Source organism: Streptomyces sp. NPDC020681 (assembly GCF_044334895.1).
Lineage (GTDB): Bacteria > Actinomycetota > Actinomycetes > Streptomycetales > Streptomycetaceae > Streptomyces.
Map to the genome: position 1 here is coordinate 1 of NZ_JBIRTX010000015.1, position 14,346 is coordinate 14,346.

Here is a 14,346-nt window from a genome sequence, read left to right on the forward strand (position 1 = left end):
AAACACGCGCCCCCCGGCGGGGGCGCTCGACCCCCCCCCCCCCGCCCCCCAGCCTTTTGCGACTTTTCTTAACCCCCCCCGCCTGGGGGGGGGGGGCGGGCGGCCCGCCCGCCCCCCCCCCTCCTCTCGTTCAAAAACACACAGCCAAAAACACGCAGCCGAAAACACTCGGCCGGAAAACACTCAGCCCAAGACCGTCAGCGCATCTTCCCGCCGCCTCGCGGCATCCGCATGCCCTTCGGCATCGGACCCTTCGGCAGCGGCATGTTGCTCATCAGGTCACCCAGCGCCCGCAGCCGGTCGTTCGCCGCCGTGACCTGCGGTCCCGACAGCACGCGCGGCAGCTTCAGCATCGTCGTGCGCACCTTCTTCAGCGGCACCTGGCCGTCGCCGTCACCCACGATGATGTCGTGCACCGGCACGTCCAGCACGACCCGCGCCATCCGCTTCTTCTCCGCCGCCAGCAGCGGCTTGAGCCGGTTCGGGTTGCCCTCGGCCACCAGCACGATGCCCGCCTTGCCGACCGCCCGGTGCACCACGTCCTGGCTGCGGTTCATCGCGACCGCCGGGGTCGTGGTCCAGCCGCGGCCCACGTTCTGCAGCACTGCGGCCGCAGCGCCCGGCTGCCCCTCCATCTGGCCGAAGGCGGCCTTCTCGGCACGGCGTCCGAAGATGATCGCCATCGCCAGGAAGGCGAGCAGGAAGCCCAGGATCCCGAGATAGATGGGGTGGTCGATCAAGAAACCGATCGCCAGGAAGACACCGAAGGTGACGATTCCCACAGCCGCGACGACAAGACCGACCTTCGGGTCGGCCTTCCGGGTCATCTTGTACGTCAGGGCGATCTGCTTGAGTCGCCCGGTGTTCGCAGCGGTGTCAGCGCTGTCTGAGTTTGCCTTCCTCGCCATAACTGGAAGTTTACGTGGCCTAGGAAGTGCGACCGGCCACGGCCTCCAGTACGTGCTGAGCCTCGACGCGGTCCTTGGCCCGGCGCCGGTCTTCGAGGACCGCCGTCCACGCGTTGCGTCGGGCGGTGCGCTGCCCGCCGCCGAGGAGCAGAGACTCCATGGCGCGCAGGGCGTCGGTGACGGACGGGATGGCGTTTGCGCGTACGGGGTGTAGCGGCGCGGCCTGCATGGTGATGGTCTCCCTCGGGGCGAGAGCCGACGTGGCGTAGGACAGTGCGGGTGCGGGGGGCTTTGCGCTTGCGGCGTGTGCGGTGGGTAAACCCAGGCTCACTGATTGGTGTTACCAGGGCGTGACCGACCGGTCAAACACCGATGAAACCTTTACGCAAAGCCCGGAAACGCTGACGCGGCCCGTACACCGCCCCGGACCTGCGGGGAGCGTACGAGCCGCGTTCAACGTGCCGATACTCGGCGGTAGTTGCTTGTGCGTGAATTCACACAGTCTGCGTCAGGGCGCGACCGCCGCGCCCCGCCGCTCTGTGCTGCTGGTCGCGCTCCGCCTCGCTTCCGCTGCGGCCGGGTGCCCGCCCTCGTCCCTCGGGCGGACCCCCAACCTATGCTGCAGCTCGGCTCCGCCGCTCCATCGCCTGCTGGAACAGCCGGCCCGCCCGGTACGAGGAACGCACCAGCGGACCCGACATCACACCGGAGAAGCCGATCTCCTCGGCCTCCTCCTTCAGCTCCACGAACTCGTGCGGCTTCACCCAGCGCTCGACCGGGTGGTGGCGCACGGAAGGACGGAGGTACTGCGTGATCGTGATCAGCTCGCAGCCCGCGTCGTGCAGATGGCGCAGCGCCTCGCTGACCTCCGCGCGCTCCTCGCCCATGCCCAGGATCAGGTTCGACTTGGTGACCAGGCCCGCCTCACGGGCGCGCGTGATGACCTCGAGCGAGCGCTCGTAACGGAAGCCGGGCCGGATCCGCTTGAAGATCCGCGGCACGGTCTCGACGTTGTGCGCCAGCACCTCGGGACGCGCGGAGAAGACCTCGGCAAGCTGCTCGGGCACCGCGTTGAAGTCGGGGATGAGCAGCTCGACCTTGGTGTGGCCGCCCTCGCGCTCCGCCGTCATCGCGTGGATCTGGCGCACGGTCTCCGCGTACAGCCAGGCGCCGCCGTCCTCCAGGTCGTCGCGCGCGACGCCGGTGATGGTGGCGTAGTTCAGGTCCATCGTGACGACCGACTCGCCGACCCGGCGCGGTTCGTCGCGGTCCAGGGCCTGCGGCTTGCCGGTGTCGATCTGGCAGAAGTCACAGCGCCGCGTGCACTGGTCGCCGCCGATGAGGAAGGTCGCCTCGCGGTCCTCCCAGCATTCGTAGATGTTCGGACAGCCCGCCTCCTGGCACACGGTGTGCAGTCCCTCGCTCTTCACGAGTTTCTGCATCTGCGTGTACTCGGGGCCCATCTTCGCCCGGGTCTTGATCCACTCGGGCTTGCGCTCGATGGGGGTCTGGCTGTTCCGGACCTCAAGGCGCAGCATCTTGCGTCCGTCGGGTGCGACTGCGGACACGTCCGGCTCCCTACGACTTCGATTCTTCGGCGAACACCAGGGTACGCCCGTTATTTGTGCGACCTTACGTCTGGCCAACCTCTGGCCAGAGGGGCGCATTCCCCAGCGGGGCGCATCCCCTAGACGGCGGCCTCGACTGCCGCCTCGACCACCGGCTCTACGGCGCGTGGCCGCAGTTCCGCGTTCTCCAGCACGTCCCGCAGGTGCTTCTCGACGACCGGGAGCACCTCCGCGATCGTGACCTCGCGGCCCAGTTCGTACGAGAGCGACGTCACGCCCGCGTCCCGGATCCCGCACGGCACGATCCGGTCGAACCAGGTGTTGTCCGGGTTCACATTGAGCGCGAAGCCGTGCATCGAGACGCCCTTGGCGATACGGATGCCGATGGCGGCGAGCTTGCGGTCCTCGCGGCGCTGGCCGGCGTTGGACGGGGCGTACTCGGGGCCGTTGAGCCTCGGGTCGAACTCCTCGTCCTGCAGCCTCGGGTCGAAGTCGAGCGACAGACCGCCGATCGCCGGGCGGTCCTCGACCGGGTCACCCAGCACCCAGACACCGCTGCGGCCCTCGACCCGGCTCGTCTCCACGCCGAACTCCGCGCAGGCGCGGATCAGCGCGTCCTCGAGCCTGCGGACGTGCGCGACGACGTCCACCGGGCGCGGCAGCTTCAGGATCGGATAGCCGACCAGCTGGCCCGGGCCGTGCCAGGTGATCTTTCCGCCACGGTCCACGTCGACGACCGGAGTGCCGTCCAGCGGGCGCTCGCTGTCCTGGGTGCGCCGTCCCGCGGTGTAGACCGGCGGGTGCTCCAGCAGCAGGCAGGTGTCCGCGATCGCGTCCTCGAACCGGGCGGAGTGGACCTCGCGCTGCTTCTGCCACGCCTCCTGGTACTCGACGGCTTCCTCGCCGAACCCCAGACGGACGAACCGAAGCTCACTCACGGCACTGCCTCCCTACAACCTTCACGATGCAGAACCTTCACCCTGCACTCAACGCATCCCAGCCACTGTACGGCCGCCCACGAAAGGCAGAACTGTCAGGTGCATCCCGTCAGCGCCGCCCTCAATCCTCACAATCTTCACACGATCCCTCACACGATCGGATGAATGTGGGGCGAAGGTGGCGGTCCGGTCAGTAGGGGCCGCTAAATTCACGCCGTTCCATGAGGGCTGGCTTCCGGCCCGGGAGGCAGGAGACCGCACAGCTGATGACGGAACGACCCTCGCAGCGCATCCCCAACCGCCAGCTCGCCGCGCTCATCGCAGAAGCCGGATTCTCCAATGCAGGCCTTGCCCGCCGAGTGGATCAGCTCGGCCTCGAGCACGGCCTGGACCTGCGCTACGACAAGACGTCCGTGACTCGCTGGCTGCGCGGTCAGCAGCCGCGCGGTACGACCCCGGCGCTGATCGCCGAGGTGTTCACCCGGCGGCTCGGCCGCCGTCTGTCGGCCCAGGACCTGGGCCTGGACGCCTGTGCCCCGGTCTACGCGGGCCTGGAGTTCGCGGCCACGCCCGAGGAGGCCGTCGACATCGTCGGCGGGCTGTGGCGCAAGGACTCCGGCAGCCATGCGGAGCTGCGCAAGATCGCCTTCACGCCGGCCGGTCTCGTGGTGCCCAGCCGGGACTGGCTGATCGGGCGGGCCGACGAACGGGTCAGCCGCGGGGAGGCGGCACCGCACGGCGGCATCAGGGTCCCGGTCCAGGGCGGCGCGGCCGTGCCCCGGCAGCGCGGCACCGACCGGGGGCCCGGGCAGCGGGTCTCCAGCGGCGACATCGCTGCGCTGCGCTCGGTCGGCGAGCTGTTCCGCTCGCTCGACCACGCCTACGGCGGCGGGCACGCCCGCCAGGCGCTGGTGCGCTATCTGGAGCACGAGGCCGAGCCGATGCTGCGCGGCACCTACGGGGAGGTGACCGGGCGGAGACTGTTCGCCGCGGTCGCCGATCTGACCCGGCTGGCCGGCTGGACCTCGTACGACATCGCGGCCCACGGCCTCGCGCAGCGCTACTTCGTTCAGGCGCTGCGGCTCGCACAGGCCGCGGGTGACCGGGCGTACGGGTCGTACGTACTCGTCACCATGGCCCGGCAGGCGGTGTATCTGAGCCACGGGCGGGAGGCCGTGCAGCTCACGCGCGTGGCCCAGCAGGGCGTCGGTCCGGCGGCGCCGCCGGTGGTGCAGGCGCTGCTGCACTCCGTCGAGGCGCGCGGGCACGGCGTGCTGGGCGACGTGCGGGCGTGCACCGGCGCACTGCTTCGGGCGGAGCGGGCGCTGGAGACGGCGCGGCCCGGTGACGATGTGCCGCACTGGGCGCGCTTCTTCGACGAGGCGCAGCTGGCCGACGAGTTCGGGCACTGCCACCGGGATCTGCAGCAGTACCGTTCGGCGGCGCAGCATGCGGAGCGCTCGCTCCAGCTGCGCGCACCGGCCTTCGCGCGCAGCCGCCTGTTCTGCCGGGTGGTGCTGGCCTCCGCCCGGCTCGGCCTGGGGGAGCTGGACCAGGCGTGCGCGCTGGGGGCGGAGGCGGCGCTCCAGGCCTCGGAGATGCGGTCGGCGCGGGCGGTGGAGTACGTCCGGGAGTTCGAGCGCCGTCTGGAGCCGTACCGCGATGCGGCGGCGGTCCGCAACTACCGCGACCGCGTGGCGGCGCTCGGCTGAACGACAGGGCCCACAAGGCCCTAGGCCACAGCCGACAGTGGCGGTGACTCCTGGGACCGGTGGACGCCGAAGTCGCGCAGGATCGCGTCCGCCGCCCTGCGGCCCGAGAACAGCGCCCCCTGGACCGTGCTCGTGTCCCGGTGGTCGCCGCACACGTACAGCCCCGCAAGCAGCCGCACCGGACGGCGCAGATCGTGCGGTGGCGGCATCGCCGGGACCGCCTCCGGGTCGTGGTGGACCGCCAGCAGCTCCCAGTCGTCCGTGGGCGTCCCGTACAGCCGGGACAGCTGTGCCCGGACGCTGCGGTCGAGACTGGGCGGCGGTGTGCCGAGCACGGTCGAGGAGATCAGCACGCGGCCGTCCGGCGCGCGCGACGGGTCGACCTCGCTCATCACCGCGGTGTGGGAGACCGGTCCGTCACGGTCCGCGTCGAGCACCAGGGCCGGGCCCGTGGTCGGGGCCTTCGGCGCGGTGTGGTGAACCACCGTCACCGGGTGGAACGGCGGCACCCGCAGGCCCGGCAGCAGTTCCGCGGCCTCGCGGGCGCCGGTCGCCAGCACCAGGGCGCGGCAGGAGAGTTCGCCGTACTCCTCGGTCATGACGCGGTTGATGGAGGCCTCCTTGACCCGTACGCCGGTGCGTACGGTGCCCGGCGGCAGCGCGGCCGCCAGTTGCCGGGGCAGGGTCGCGGCGCCGCCCGCGGGCACGCACATCCGGCCGCGCGCGAAGCCGCGCAGCGTCAGATCCGCGACCCGGCTGGAGGTGATCAGCGCCGGGTCGCAGAGCAGCGCGGACAGCAGCGGGCGCACAAAGCCGTGCACCGTACGGGCCGGCAGGCCGCGGGCGACCAGTGAGCCCGCGGTGGCCCGCTCCGGGCGGGCGAGCAGCCGCTCCACGGAGGTGCCCGCGAGTCGCGCGAGGGACGCGCCGAGGCGGGCCTCGTCGAGCGGCCTGGGGGCGCTTGCGAGGGCGCGCGCGACCGTGAATGCGCCCCCTACGCCCCGAGGCGATCCGCCTGCTTCGCCGGACCGCCGTACGGTCTCTCCGGTCCGCTGCAGCCGTCCGCCGCTGTGCACGAGCACACCGGGCGAGAACGGCCGCAGGACCACGTCCCCGAGCCCCGCCGTGCGGTGGAGTTCGGGATACGAGGTGTTGAGCAACTGGCCGATGCGGTCGAGCCGGAAGCCGTCGATCTCCTCGGTGGCCATCCGGCCGCCGACCCCGGCGGCGGACTCCAGCACGCTGACGCTGAGGCCCGCGCTGTGGAGTAGATGAGCCGCCGAGAGTCCGGCGACGCCGGCTCCGACGATGACGACGTCCGCATGATGAGCTGTGCTGCTGAGCACGTGCCCCTCCCCGAGGTCGGCGCGGCTGGTGGGAGGCTCATGCCCCCAACAGGCCCCCGGAATGCCCGAGTTCGCACGAGAGTAGGCGGGGGTGGCCGAACGGTGTCGCGCGCACGGTGCGGAGCACCGGTGCGCGGGGGCGCACAACCCCGGGCCCAGGCACGCGGCTCCGGCTCCGGCTACCGGAGCGCTGCCCCGATCGCCTCGTCGACGCCCGGGAAGGCGAACGAGAAGCCCGACTCCAGCAGCTTCCTCGGCACCGCCCGCTGGCTGCTCAGCACGTCCTTCGACAGCTCGCCCAGCACGATCCGCAGCGCGACTTCGGGGACCGCGAAGACCGCGGGCCGGTGCAGTGCGCGGGCCATCGCCGCCGTGACCTCGCGGTTGGTGACCGGGTCCGGGGCCGTGCAGTTCACCGGGCCGGAGAGCGACTCGGTGTCGAGGATGTGCCGCAGCGCCGCCACCTCGTCGTGCAGCGAGATGAAGCTCCAGTACTGCCGGCCGTTGCCGAGCCTGCCGCCGATGCCCGCCTTGAAAATGGGGAACATCCGGCCCCACGCGCCGCCCTTGCGGGCCACCACAAGACCGGTCCTGGCGAAGGCGGTCCGGACGCCCGCCTCCTGCGCCGGAGCCGCCGCCTCCTCCCACTCCACGCACAGATTCGGCAGAAAACCACTCCCCGGCGGGGCGCTCTCGTCCACCGTGCGGTCACCGGTGTCGCCGTAGTAGCCGACCGCGCTGCCGCTCACCAGCACCCGAGGAGGTACTTCCAGCGCGGCGACGGCCTCGGCGATCGCCGCCGTGCCGAGCACCCGGCTGTCCCGGATCTCCTTGCGGTAGGCGTCGTTCCAGCGCCGTTCGCCGACCCCGGCCGCCGCGAGATGGACCACGCCTTCGCAGCCCGCGAGGCCCGCGACATCGACGTACTGCCGGTGCGGGTCCCACTCCACCTCGTCCCCGGCCCGCGCGGGACGCCGCACCAGGCGCACCACCTCGTGCCCGTCCGAGCGCAGCGAGCGCACAAGTGCCGTACCGATGAGTCCGGTGGAGCCGGTGACCGCGATCCGCATGGGTTCATCCTGCCCCGGCGGGAGGGTCCGAGGGGCGGAAGGGGCCAACGAGTGTCATGGCACAGTGGCCCCCATGTCCGAGTCGCACATACGCCCCGCACTGAGCACCGACGACGCGGCCCTCGGCCGGCTCGACCGGGAGACCTGGTCGCCGCTGCACTCCGTACAGCCGAGGCAGGAGCCACCGTTCGACCCGTTCTTCGACTCCAACCACCGGCCCGACGACATCCTGGTCGCCGAGGACGCCGACGGCTCGATCGTCGGCTACATCCGGCTGGTCCCGCCGTCGCCGCTCGCCTGCCACCAGCATGTGCGCCAGATACAGGGCCTCGCCGTGTCCGGGTCGGCGCGCGGCCGGGGGACCGGACGGGCGCTCGTGCGGGCCGCCTGCCGGGAGGCGCGGCGGCAGGGCGCGGTGCGCATCACGCTGCGGGTGCTCGGCCACAACAAGCCGGCCCGTGCGCTGTACGAGTCGGAGGGCTTCGCGGTCGAAGGCGTGCTGCCGGGCGAGTTCTGGCTGGACGGCCGGTACGCCGACGACGTGCTGATGGGCCGCAGCCTGTAGGTGTGAGCAACGGACCGGCGGCGGGCGGGAGTTGTCAGGGCTCGCCGAAGCGCTCCCACAGCTTCGGAAAGCGCCGCGCGAGCGCCGCGTCGTCGTCGAAGTCGAACGGCGTGCCGACCGGCTCCGCCGTCTGCGGAGGCAGTCCGAGGTCCGGCGCGACCACGCCCGTGAGCTGCTCGTACGCCTCGTCCGCCGCGTACCCGAGCTCCTCGCCGTCGCCGTCGATGTCCTCGTCGAACTCGTCGAGGAGCTCGGCGAGCGAGTCCGGATCGTGCAGCGCGCCCTCGAAGACCTCCCGGCCCTGGCCGATCAGCCAGCAGCGGAAGTAGTCGAAGGCGTCGTCGCTGGCCCCGCCGAGCAGCACGGCGGCCGCGCCCCACAGGTCCCAGGTGTACGCGCGGTTGTAGCGGGCCTCGAAATGCCGGGCGAAGTCCAGCACGGAGTCGGGGTCGAGCTGCAGCAGGCGCTCGACCAGCAGATCGGCATGGTCCTCGGGGTCGCCCTCGGCTGCTTCTCGGGTGCTGTCGACGATCTCCCAGAACTCCGTCTCGTCCATCACGGGTCCAGCATCGTGGTTGGCGGGGGGCGGCGCACGCGGAGCCGCCGAAATGCTGACTCTTTCGAATGGCAGACAGAAGATGTCTGGTATCCGTGCGACGGTCGGCGTATGACGACGAAGACACCCCTCAAAGGGAAGGTCGCACTGGTCGCGGGCGCCACACGAGGCGCGGGCCGCGCCATCGCCGTGGAGCTCGGCCGCGCGGGAGCGACGGTTTATGCGACCGGACGCACCACGCGCGAGCACCTCAGCGAGATGGGCCGGGCCGCGGAGACCATCGAGGAGACGGCGGAACTGGTCACGGCCGCCGGCGGCGAAGGCATCGCCGTGCCGACCGACCATCTGGAGCCGGAGCGGGTGCGGGCCCTGGTCGAACGCATCGACGCCGGCCACGGCCGCCTCGACATCCTGGTCAATGATCTCTGGGGCGGAAACCAGCTGCTCGACTTCCAGACCAAGATGTGGGACGTCGACCTGGACCGCGGGCTGCGGATGCTCGACCTCGGCGTGAAGAGCCACATCATCACCAGCAGCGTCGCACTGCCTCTGCTGGTGCGCAGGACCGGCGGACTGGTCATCGAGGTCACCGACGGCACGGCCGAGTCCAACAAGGGGTTCCGCGAGAACTTCTACTACGACCTCGCCAAGAACGCGCCGATCCGGATGGCCTTCATCCTGGGCGAGGAACTGAAGAGCGTGGGCGGCACGGCGGTCGCTGTCACGCCGGGCTTCATCCGCTCCGAGGAGATGCTCGACATCTTCGGCCTCACCGAGGAGAACTGGCGCGACGGCATCGACAAGCAAGCGCACTGGGCGCTGTCCGAGTCGCCCGTCTACGTCGGCCGCGCGGTCGCGGCGCTCGCGACGGACCCCGGGCAGACGCGCTGGAACGGCCGGTCGCTCGACAGCGGGCAGCTGGCGAGGGAGTACGGCTTCACGGACGCGGACGGCAGCCGCCCGGACGTGTGGGGCTATCTGAAGGCGGAGGGGGAGGCCGAGGAGGGGCACAGGCCGCCGATGGAGGACTACCGGTAGAGCCGGGCGGTCTGTTCCGCCGAATCCGCGAACTGCTCGCGCAGCGCGGCCGGCTCCAGCACCTCCACATGCGCCCCCAGCGCGAACAGCTGCGAGAACGCGACCTGATGGGACTCGACGGGCAGCGTGAGTGTCACCCGCCCCTCCTCGTCCGCCGGGCCGGCCGCCGCGAGCGCTTCCCGGGCCGCCACCCGGTCCGTGACGTACGGCAGCCGGCGCGCGCCGTCCTCGGTGAGCCTGAGCACCACCTCGGCACGCAGGATGGAGCGCGCGAACTGTGCCGCGCGCTCCGCCCAGAACCCGGGCAGGTCGAACTCCTCGTCGCGCTCGAAGAGTCCACCGTCCTGCTCCACGGCCGTGATCCGGTCGATCCGGTACACCCGGAACGTGCCGTCCGCACGGGCGCACAGGTACCAGACGCCCGCCTTCAGCACGAGGCCGTACGGCTCCAGCTTCCGCTCCACCTCGGCGTCCTGACGCCGGTACACCGCCCGGATCCGCCGGTCCTCCCACACCGCCTCCGCGACCACGGGCAGCAGCTCGGGCGTCTGCGGTTCCTGGTACCAGCCGGGGGCGTCGAGATGGAAGCGCTGCGCCGCGCTCTGCGAGGCGTCGCTGAGCGAGGGCAGCAGGGCCGCCGACACCTTCAGCCGCGCCGCGGACGCCGCGTCCTCAAGACCCATCTCGCGCAGCGCGCCCGGCAGCCCGGACAGGAACAGTGCCTCGGCCTCACTGCGGCCGAGCCCGGTCAGCCGGGTCCGGTAGCCCCCGACCAGCCGGTAGCCGCCGGCCCGCCCCCGGTCCGCGTAGACCGGCACTCCGGCCTCCGACAGCGCGAGCGCGTCCCGGGTGATGGTCCGCTCCGACACTTCCAGTTCACGGGCCAGCTCGGCCCCGGTCATGGAGGGCCTGGCCTGGAGAAGCAGCACCATCTTGATCAGCCGGGCAGCGCGCATGCACCCATGATGACGTGGGCGGCCCGCAGCAGACACGCCGAACCCCCGGCGGCCGTCGGGCCGCCGGGGGTTCGTGTGTACAGCAGACCTCAGAGGCCGTAGCGCTCGCGCGCCTCCTTCACGGCCGAGGCCGGGACCTCGCCGCGCTTGGCCAGTTGGGCGAGCGCGGCGACCACGATCGACTGCGGGTCCACGCCGAAGTGGCGGCGGGCCGCCTCGCGGGTGTCCGAGAGGCCGAAGCCGTCGGTGCCGAGCGAGGAGTAGTCCTGCTCGACCCACTGGCTGATCTGGTCCGGGACCTGGCGCATCCAGTCGGAGACCGCCAGGACCGGGCCCGGAGCGCCGTCCAGCGCCTGCGTCACGTACGGGGTGCGCTGCTCGCCGCGCAGGAGGGCCGCGTCGGCCTCCAGCGCGTCACGGCGCAGCTCGCCCCAGGACGTCGCGGACCACACGTCGGCGGCAACGCCCCAGTCGCCGGCGAGCAGTTCCTGCGCCTGAAGGGCCCAGTGGATCGCGGTGCCGGACGCCAGCAGCTGCAGCCGCGGTGCGTCCTGAGCCGGCGCGACGCCTTCCTTGAAGCGGTAGAGCCCGCGCACGATGCCTTCCTCGACACCCTCGGGCATCGCGGGCTGCGGCTTCGGCTCGTTGTAGACCGTCAGGTAGTAGAAGACGTTCTCCGCGTCCGGACCGTACATCCGGCGCAGACCGTCCTTGACGATCACCGCGATCTCGTACGCGAACGCCGGGTCGTAGTTGAGCGACGCCGGGTTCGTGGACGCGATCAGGTGCGAGTGGCCGTCCGCGTGCTGAAGTCCCTCGCCGGTCAGGGTCGTACGACCGGCGGTGGCACCCACGATGAAGCCCTTGCCGAGCTGGTCGGCGAGCTGCCACATCTGGTCGGCCGTGCGCTGCCAGCCGAACATCGAGTAGAAGATGTAGAACGGGATCATCGGCTCGCCGTGCGTCGCGTACGACGTCGACGCGGCGATGAAGTCCGCCATGGCACCGGCCTCGGTGATCCCCTCGTTGAGGATCTGGCCGTCCGTGGCCTCCTTGTAGTACATCAACTGGTCGCGGTCGACCGGCTCGTACGTCTGGCCCAGCGGCGAGTAGATGCCCGCGGACGGGAACAGCGACTCCATGCCGAAGGTACGGGCCTCGTCCGGGACGATCGGGACCCAGCGCCTGCCGGTCTCCTTGTCCCGCATCAGGTCCTTCACCAGGCGTACGAACGCCATGGTGGTGGCCATCTCCTGCTTGCCGGAGCCCTTTTCGAGCGCCTTGAAGCCGCGTGCGTCCGGCTCGGGCAGTGCGACGGCGTGCACCCGGCGGGCCGGGGCGGGGCCGCCGAGAGCGGCGCGGCGCTCCTGGAGGTAGCGCACCTCGGGCGAGTCGGCGCCGGGGTGGCCGTACGGCACCTGGCCGTCGGCGAACGCGCTGTCCGGGATCGGGAGTCCGAGCAGATCGCGCATGCCCTTGAACTCGTCGACGGTCAGCTTCTTCATCTGGTGGTTGGCGTTCTTGGACTCGAAGCCCTTGCCGAGCGTGTAGCCCTTCACCGTCTGCGCCAGGATCACGGTCGGCGCGCCCTTGTGCTCGACGGCCGCGCGGTACGCCGCGTACACCTTGCGGGACTCGTGGCCGCCGCGGGAGGTGTGGAAACACTCGGCGATCTTCGCGTCGGTCAGCAGCTTCGACAGCTCGACGAGCGCGGGCTCGGCGCCGAAGAAGTGGTCGCGGATGTACGCGACATCGCGGGTGGCGTACGTCTGGAACTGGGCGTCCGGCACCTCGCGCAGCCGCCGCACCAGGGCGCCGGTGACATCGAGCTGGAACAGCTCGTCCCAGGCGGATCCCCAGAGCGACTTGACGACATTCCAGCCGGCGCCGCGGAACTGGGCCTCCAGCTCCTGCACGATCTTGAAGTTGGCGCGGACCGGGCCGTCGAGGCGCTGCAGATTGCAGTTGATGACGAAGGTCAGGTTGTCGAGCCGCTCACGGGCCGCGAGGGCGAGGGCGGCGGTCGACTCGGGCTCGTCCATCTCGCCGTCGCCCAGGAAGGCCCAGACGTGGGAGTGCGAGGTGTCCTTGATCCCGCGGCCCTGAAGGTAGCGGTTGAACCGCGCCTGGTAGATCGCGGAGAGCGGGCCGAGGCCCATGGAGACGGTCGGGAACTCCCAGAGCCAGGGCAGCCGGCGGGGGTGCGGGTAGGACGGCAGTCCGTTGCCGGCGGCCTCCTGCCGGAAGTTGTCGAGGTGCGCCTCGGTGAGGCGGCCGTCGAGGAAAGCGCGGGCGTAGATGCCGGGCGACGCGTGGCCCTGGATGTAGAGCTGGTCGCCGCTGCCGTCGCCCTCCTTGCCGCGGAAGAAGTGGTTGAAGCCGGTCTCGTAGAGCCAGGCTGCGGAGGCGAAGGTGGCGATATGGCCGCCGACGCCGTGTTTCGAGCCGCGGGTGACCATGGCGGCCGCGTTCCAGCGGTTCCAGGCGGTGATCCGGGCTTCCAGTGCCTCGTCGCCGTCGAAGGCGGGCTCGGCGGGGGTGGGGATGGTGTTGACGTAGTCCGTCTCCAGCAGCCGGGGCACGGGCACGCCCGCGGACTCGGCGTGCTGCAGGGTGCGGCGCATCAGGTACGCGGCGCGGTGCGGGCCGGCGTGCTCGGCAACGGCATCCAGGGAGGCCGCCCACTCGGCGGTCTCCTCGGCGTCACGGTCCGGGAGCTGGTCGAGCTCGCTCGGAAGCTTGCCTACGGGGTCGGTCATGATCGCCGCCTTCCGGACTGGGAGGGGGTGTGGAGAAATGAGGCCTTGTCTGGCAGGACAGGGCTGCGGGTTGGTGAACCCGGAGTCGACTGTAAGCCTCTGATCGATGATCGATCAAAGCGATCCGGGATAAAACTAGTCCGTAGGCCGAAATTGGCATTCCGTGCCGCGAAATAGGGCACCCGGTGCCGTGGTTTTCATGGGCCTCAGGAGCTCCCCGTGACCGGTCGGGCGCGGGCAGCTCCCGTGGCTCGGGATCAGGCTCGGGGAGCTCCGGGCTCAGGTTCAGGCGCGGGGCGCGCAGCCGAGGACGTGGGCCTTGACCAAGGGGCCGATCTCGGGGTCGCGGCGCTTGAAGGCATCGACCAGCGCCTCGTGCTCCTCCGCGTACGACTTCTGGACCGTGCCCAGCCAGCGGATCGACAGCGCTGTGAAGACCTCGATGCCCAGGCCCTCCCACGTGTGCAGCAGCACCGCGTTCTTCGCCGCGCGGACCAGTTCGCGGTGGAAGGCGACCGTGTGACGCACCTGGGCCGCCGAATCGCCCGCGCGGTCCGCCTCGTAGAGCGCGGCCACATGCGGCTCCAGCGCCGAGCAGTCGTCGGCCAGCCGGGACGCCGCCAGCTCGGCCGCGATCTGCTCGAGGCCGGCCCGTACCGGATAGCTCTCCTCGAGATCGGCGGCGGTCAGATTCCGCACGCGTACGCCCTTGTTGGGCGCGGACTCGATCAGCCGCAGGCTCTCCAGCTCGCGCAGCGCCTCGCGCACCGGCGTCTGGGAGACCTGGAGCTCCGTCGCGATCCGCCGCTCCACGATCCGCTCGCCCGGCTTCCAGCGGCCGCTGACGATCCCCTCCACGATGTGCTCGCGGATCTGTTCGCGCAGCGAGTGGACGACGGGCGGGGTCATGGAAGCTCCTGAAGAGGGCAG

At 71.2% G+C, this 14,346-nt stretch carries 13 protein-coding genes; 3 read left to right on the top strand and 10 right to left on the bottom strand.

All coding sequences use genetic code 11. The annotated features are described in order from the left end of the window. Positions 1 to 197: 197 nt before the first annotated feature. The 4 genes from ACH4YL_RS29305 to lipB form a co-directional block, all read right to left on the bottom strand. Complete coding sequence (locus ACH4YL_RS29305) at positions 198 to 908, bottom strand: DUF4191 domain-containing protein (RefSeq protein ID WP_398510457.1); 711 nt, start codon at positions 906 to 908, stop codon at positions 198 to 200. Between the two features lie 19 nt (positions 909 to 927). Beyond that, complete coding sequence (locus ACH4YL_RS29310) at positions 928 to 1,137, bottom strand: hypothetical protein (protein ID WP_398510458.1); 210 nt, start codon at positions 1,135 to 1,137, stop codon at positions 928 to 930. A 385-nt stretch (positions 1,138 to 1,522) separates the two neighbouring features. Further along, the gene (gene lipA / locus ACH4YL_RS29315) at positions 1,523 to 2,476 is read right to left on the bottom strand and encodes a lipoyl synthase (protein WP_398510459.1); all 954 of its coding nucleotides are present in this window, start codon (positions 2,474 to 2,476) and stop codon (positions 1,523 to 1,525) included. 119 nt (positions 2,477 to 2,595) lie between these two features. Beyond that, the gene (gene lipB / locus ACH4YL_RS29320) at positions 2,596 to 3,414 is read right to left on the bottom strand and encodes a lipoyl(octanoyl) transferase LipB (RefSeq protein WP_398510460.1); all 819 of its coding nucleotides are present in this window, start codon (positions 3,412 to 3,414) and stop codon (positions 2,596 to 2,598) included. Positions 3,415 to 3,680: 266 nt separating this feature from the next. Between lipB and ACH4YL_RS29325 the strand changes: the two genes are divergently transcribed. Then, positions 3,681 to 5,126, top strand: a complete 1,446-nt coding sequence (locus ACH4YL_RS29325; RefSeq protein ID WP_398510461.1) for a regulator — start codon at positions 3,681 to 3,683, stop codon at positions 5,124 to 5,126. Positions 5,127 to 5,146: 20 nt separating this feature from the next. Here ACH4YL_RS29325 and ACH4YL_RS29330 read toward each other — a convergent pair whose 3' ends face one another. After that, positions 5,147 to 6,472 (bottom strand): NAD(P)/FAD-dependent oxidoreductase, encoded by a 1,326-nt coding sequence (locus tag ACH4YL_RS29330; RefSeq protein WP_398510462.1) that lies wholly within the window; start codon positions 6,470 to 6,472, stop codon positions 5,147 to 5,149. A 179-nt stretch (positions 6,473 to 6,651) separates the two neighbouring features. Continuing rightward, complete coding sequence (locus tag ACH4YL_RS29335) at positions 6,652 to 7,542, bottom strand: TIGR01777 family oxidoreductase (protein ID WP_398510463.1); 891 nt, start codon at positions 7,540 to 7,542, stop codon at positions 6,652 to 6,654. A 73-nt stretch (positions 7,543 to 7,615) separates the two neighbouring features. Here ACH4YL_RS29335 and ACH4YL_RS29340 point away from each other — a divergent pair, with 73 nt between their 5' ends. Continuing rightward, positions 7,616 to 8,107, top strand: a complete 492-nt coding sequence (locus ACH4YL_RS29340) for a GNAT family N-acetyltransferase (RefSeq protein WP_398510464.1) — start codon at positions 7,616 to 7,618, stop codon at positions 8,105 to 8,107. Positions 8,108 to 8,141: 34 nt separating this feature from the next. Here the strand turns inward: ACH4YL_RS29340 and ACH4YL_RS29345 are convergent, their stop codons facing one another. Continuing rightward, positions 8,142 to 8,663 carry a DUF4240 domain-containing protein gene (locus ACH4YL_RS29345; RefSeq protein WP_398510647.1) on the bottom strand — a complete coding sequence of 174 codons (522 nt, stop codon included), beginning with the start codon at positions 8,661 to 8,663 and terminating at the stop codon, positions 8,142 to 8,144. Between the two features lie 111 nt (positions 8,664 to 8,774). Between ACH4YL_RS29345 and ACH4YL_RS29350 the strand changes: the two genes are divergently transcribed. Beyond that, on the top strand, positions 8,775 to 9,701 hold the full coding sequence (locus ACH4YL_RS29350) for an SDR family oxidoreductase (RefSeq protein WP_398510465.1): 927 nt from the start codon (positions 8,775 to 8,777) through the stop codon (positions 9,699 to 9,701). On the opposite strand, the gene ACH4YL_RS29355 is transcribed toward ACH4YL_RS29350, so the two are convergent. The 3 genes from ACH4YL_RS29355 to ACH4YL_RS29365 all read right to left on the bottom strand — a co-directional run bounded on the left by ACH4YL_RS29355 (position 9,692) and on the right by ACH4YL_RS29365 (position 14,325). Then, positions 9,692 to 10,657, bottom strand: coding sequence for a helix-turn-helix transcriptional regulator (locus ACH4YL_RS29355; protein WP_398510466.1), 966 nt, complete (start codon positions 10,655 to 10,657; stop codon positions 9,692 to 9,694). The genes ACH4YL_RS29350 and ACH4YL_RS29355 overlap by 10 nt on opposite strands. 89 nt (positions 10,658 to 10,746) lie before the next feature. Next, on the bottom strand, positions 10,747 to 13,416 hold the full coding sequence (aceE, locus tag ACH4YL_RS29360; RefSeq protein ID WP_398510467.1) for a pyruvate dehydrogenase (acetyl-transferring), homodimeric type: 2,670 nt from the start codon (positions 13,414 to 13,416) through the stop codon (positions 10,747 to 10,749). A 285-nt stretch (positions 13,417 to 13,701) separates the two neighbouring features. Then, on the bottom strand, positions 13,702 to 14,325 hold the full coding sequence (locus ACH4YL_RS29365; RefSeq protein WP_398510468.1) for a GntR family transcriptional regulator: 624 nt from the start codon (positions 14,323 to 14,325) through the stop codon (positions 13,702 to 13,704). Between the last annotated feature and the right edge of the window lie 21 nt (positions 14,326 to 14,346).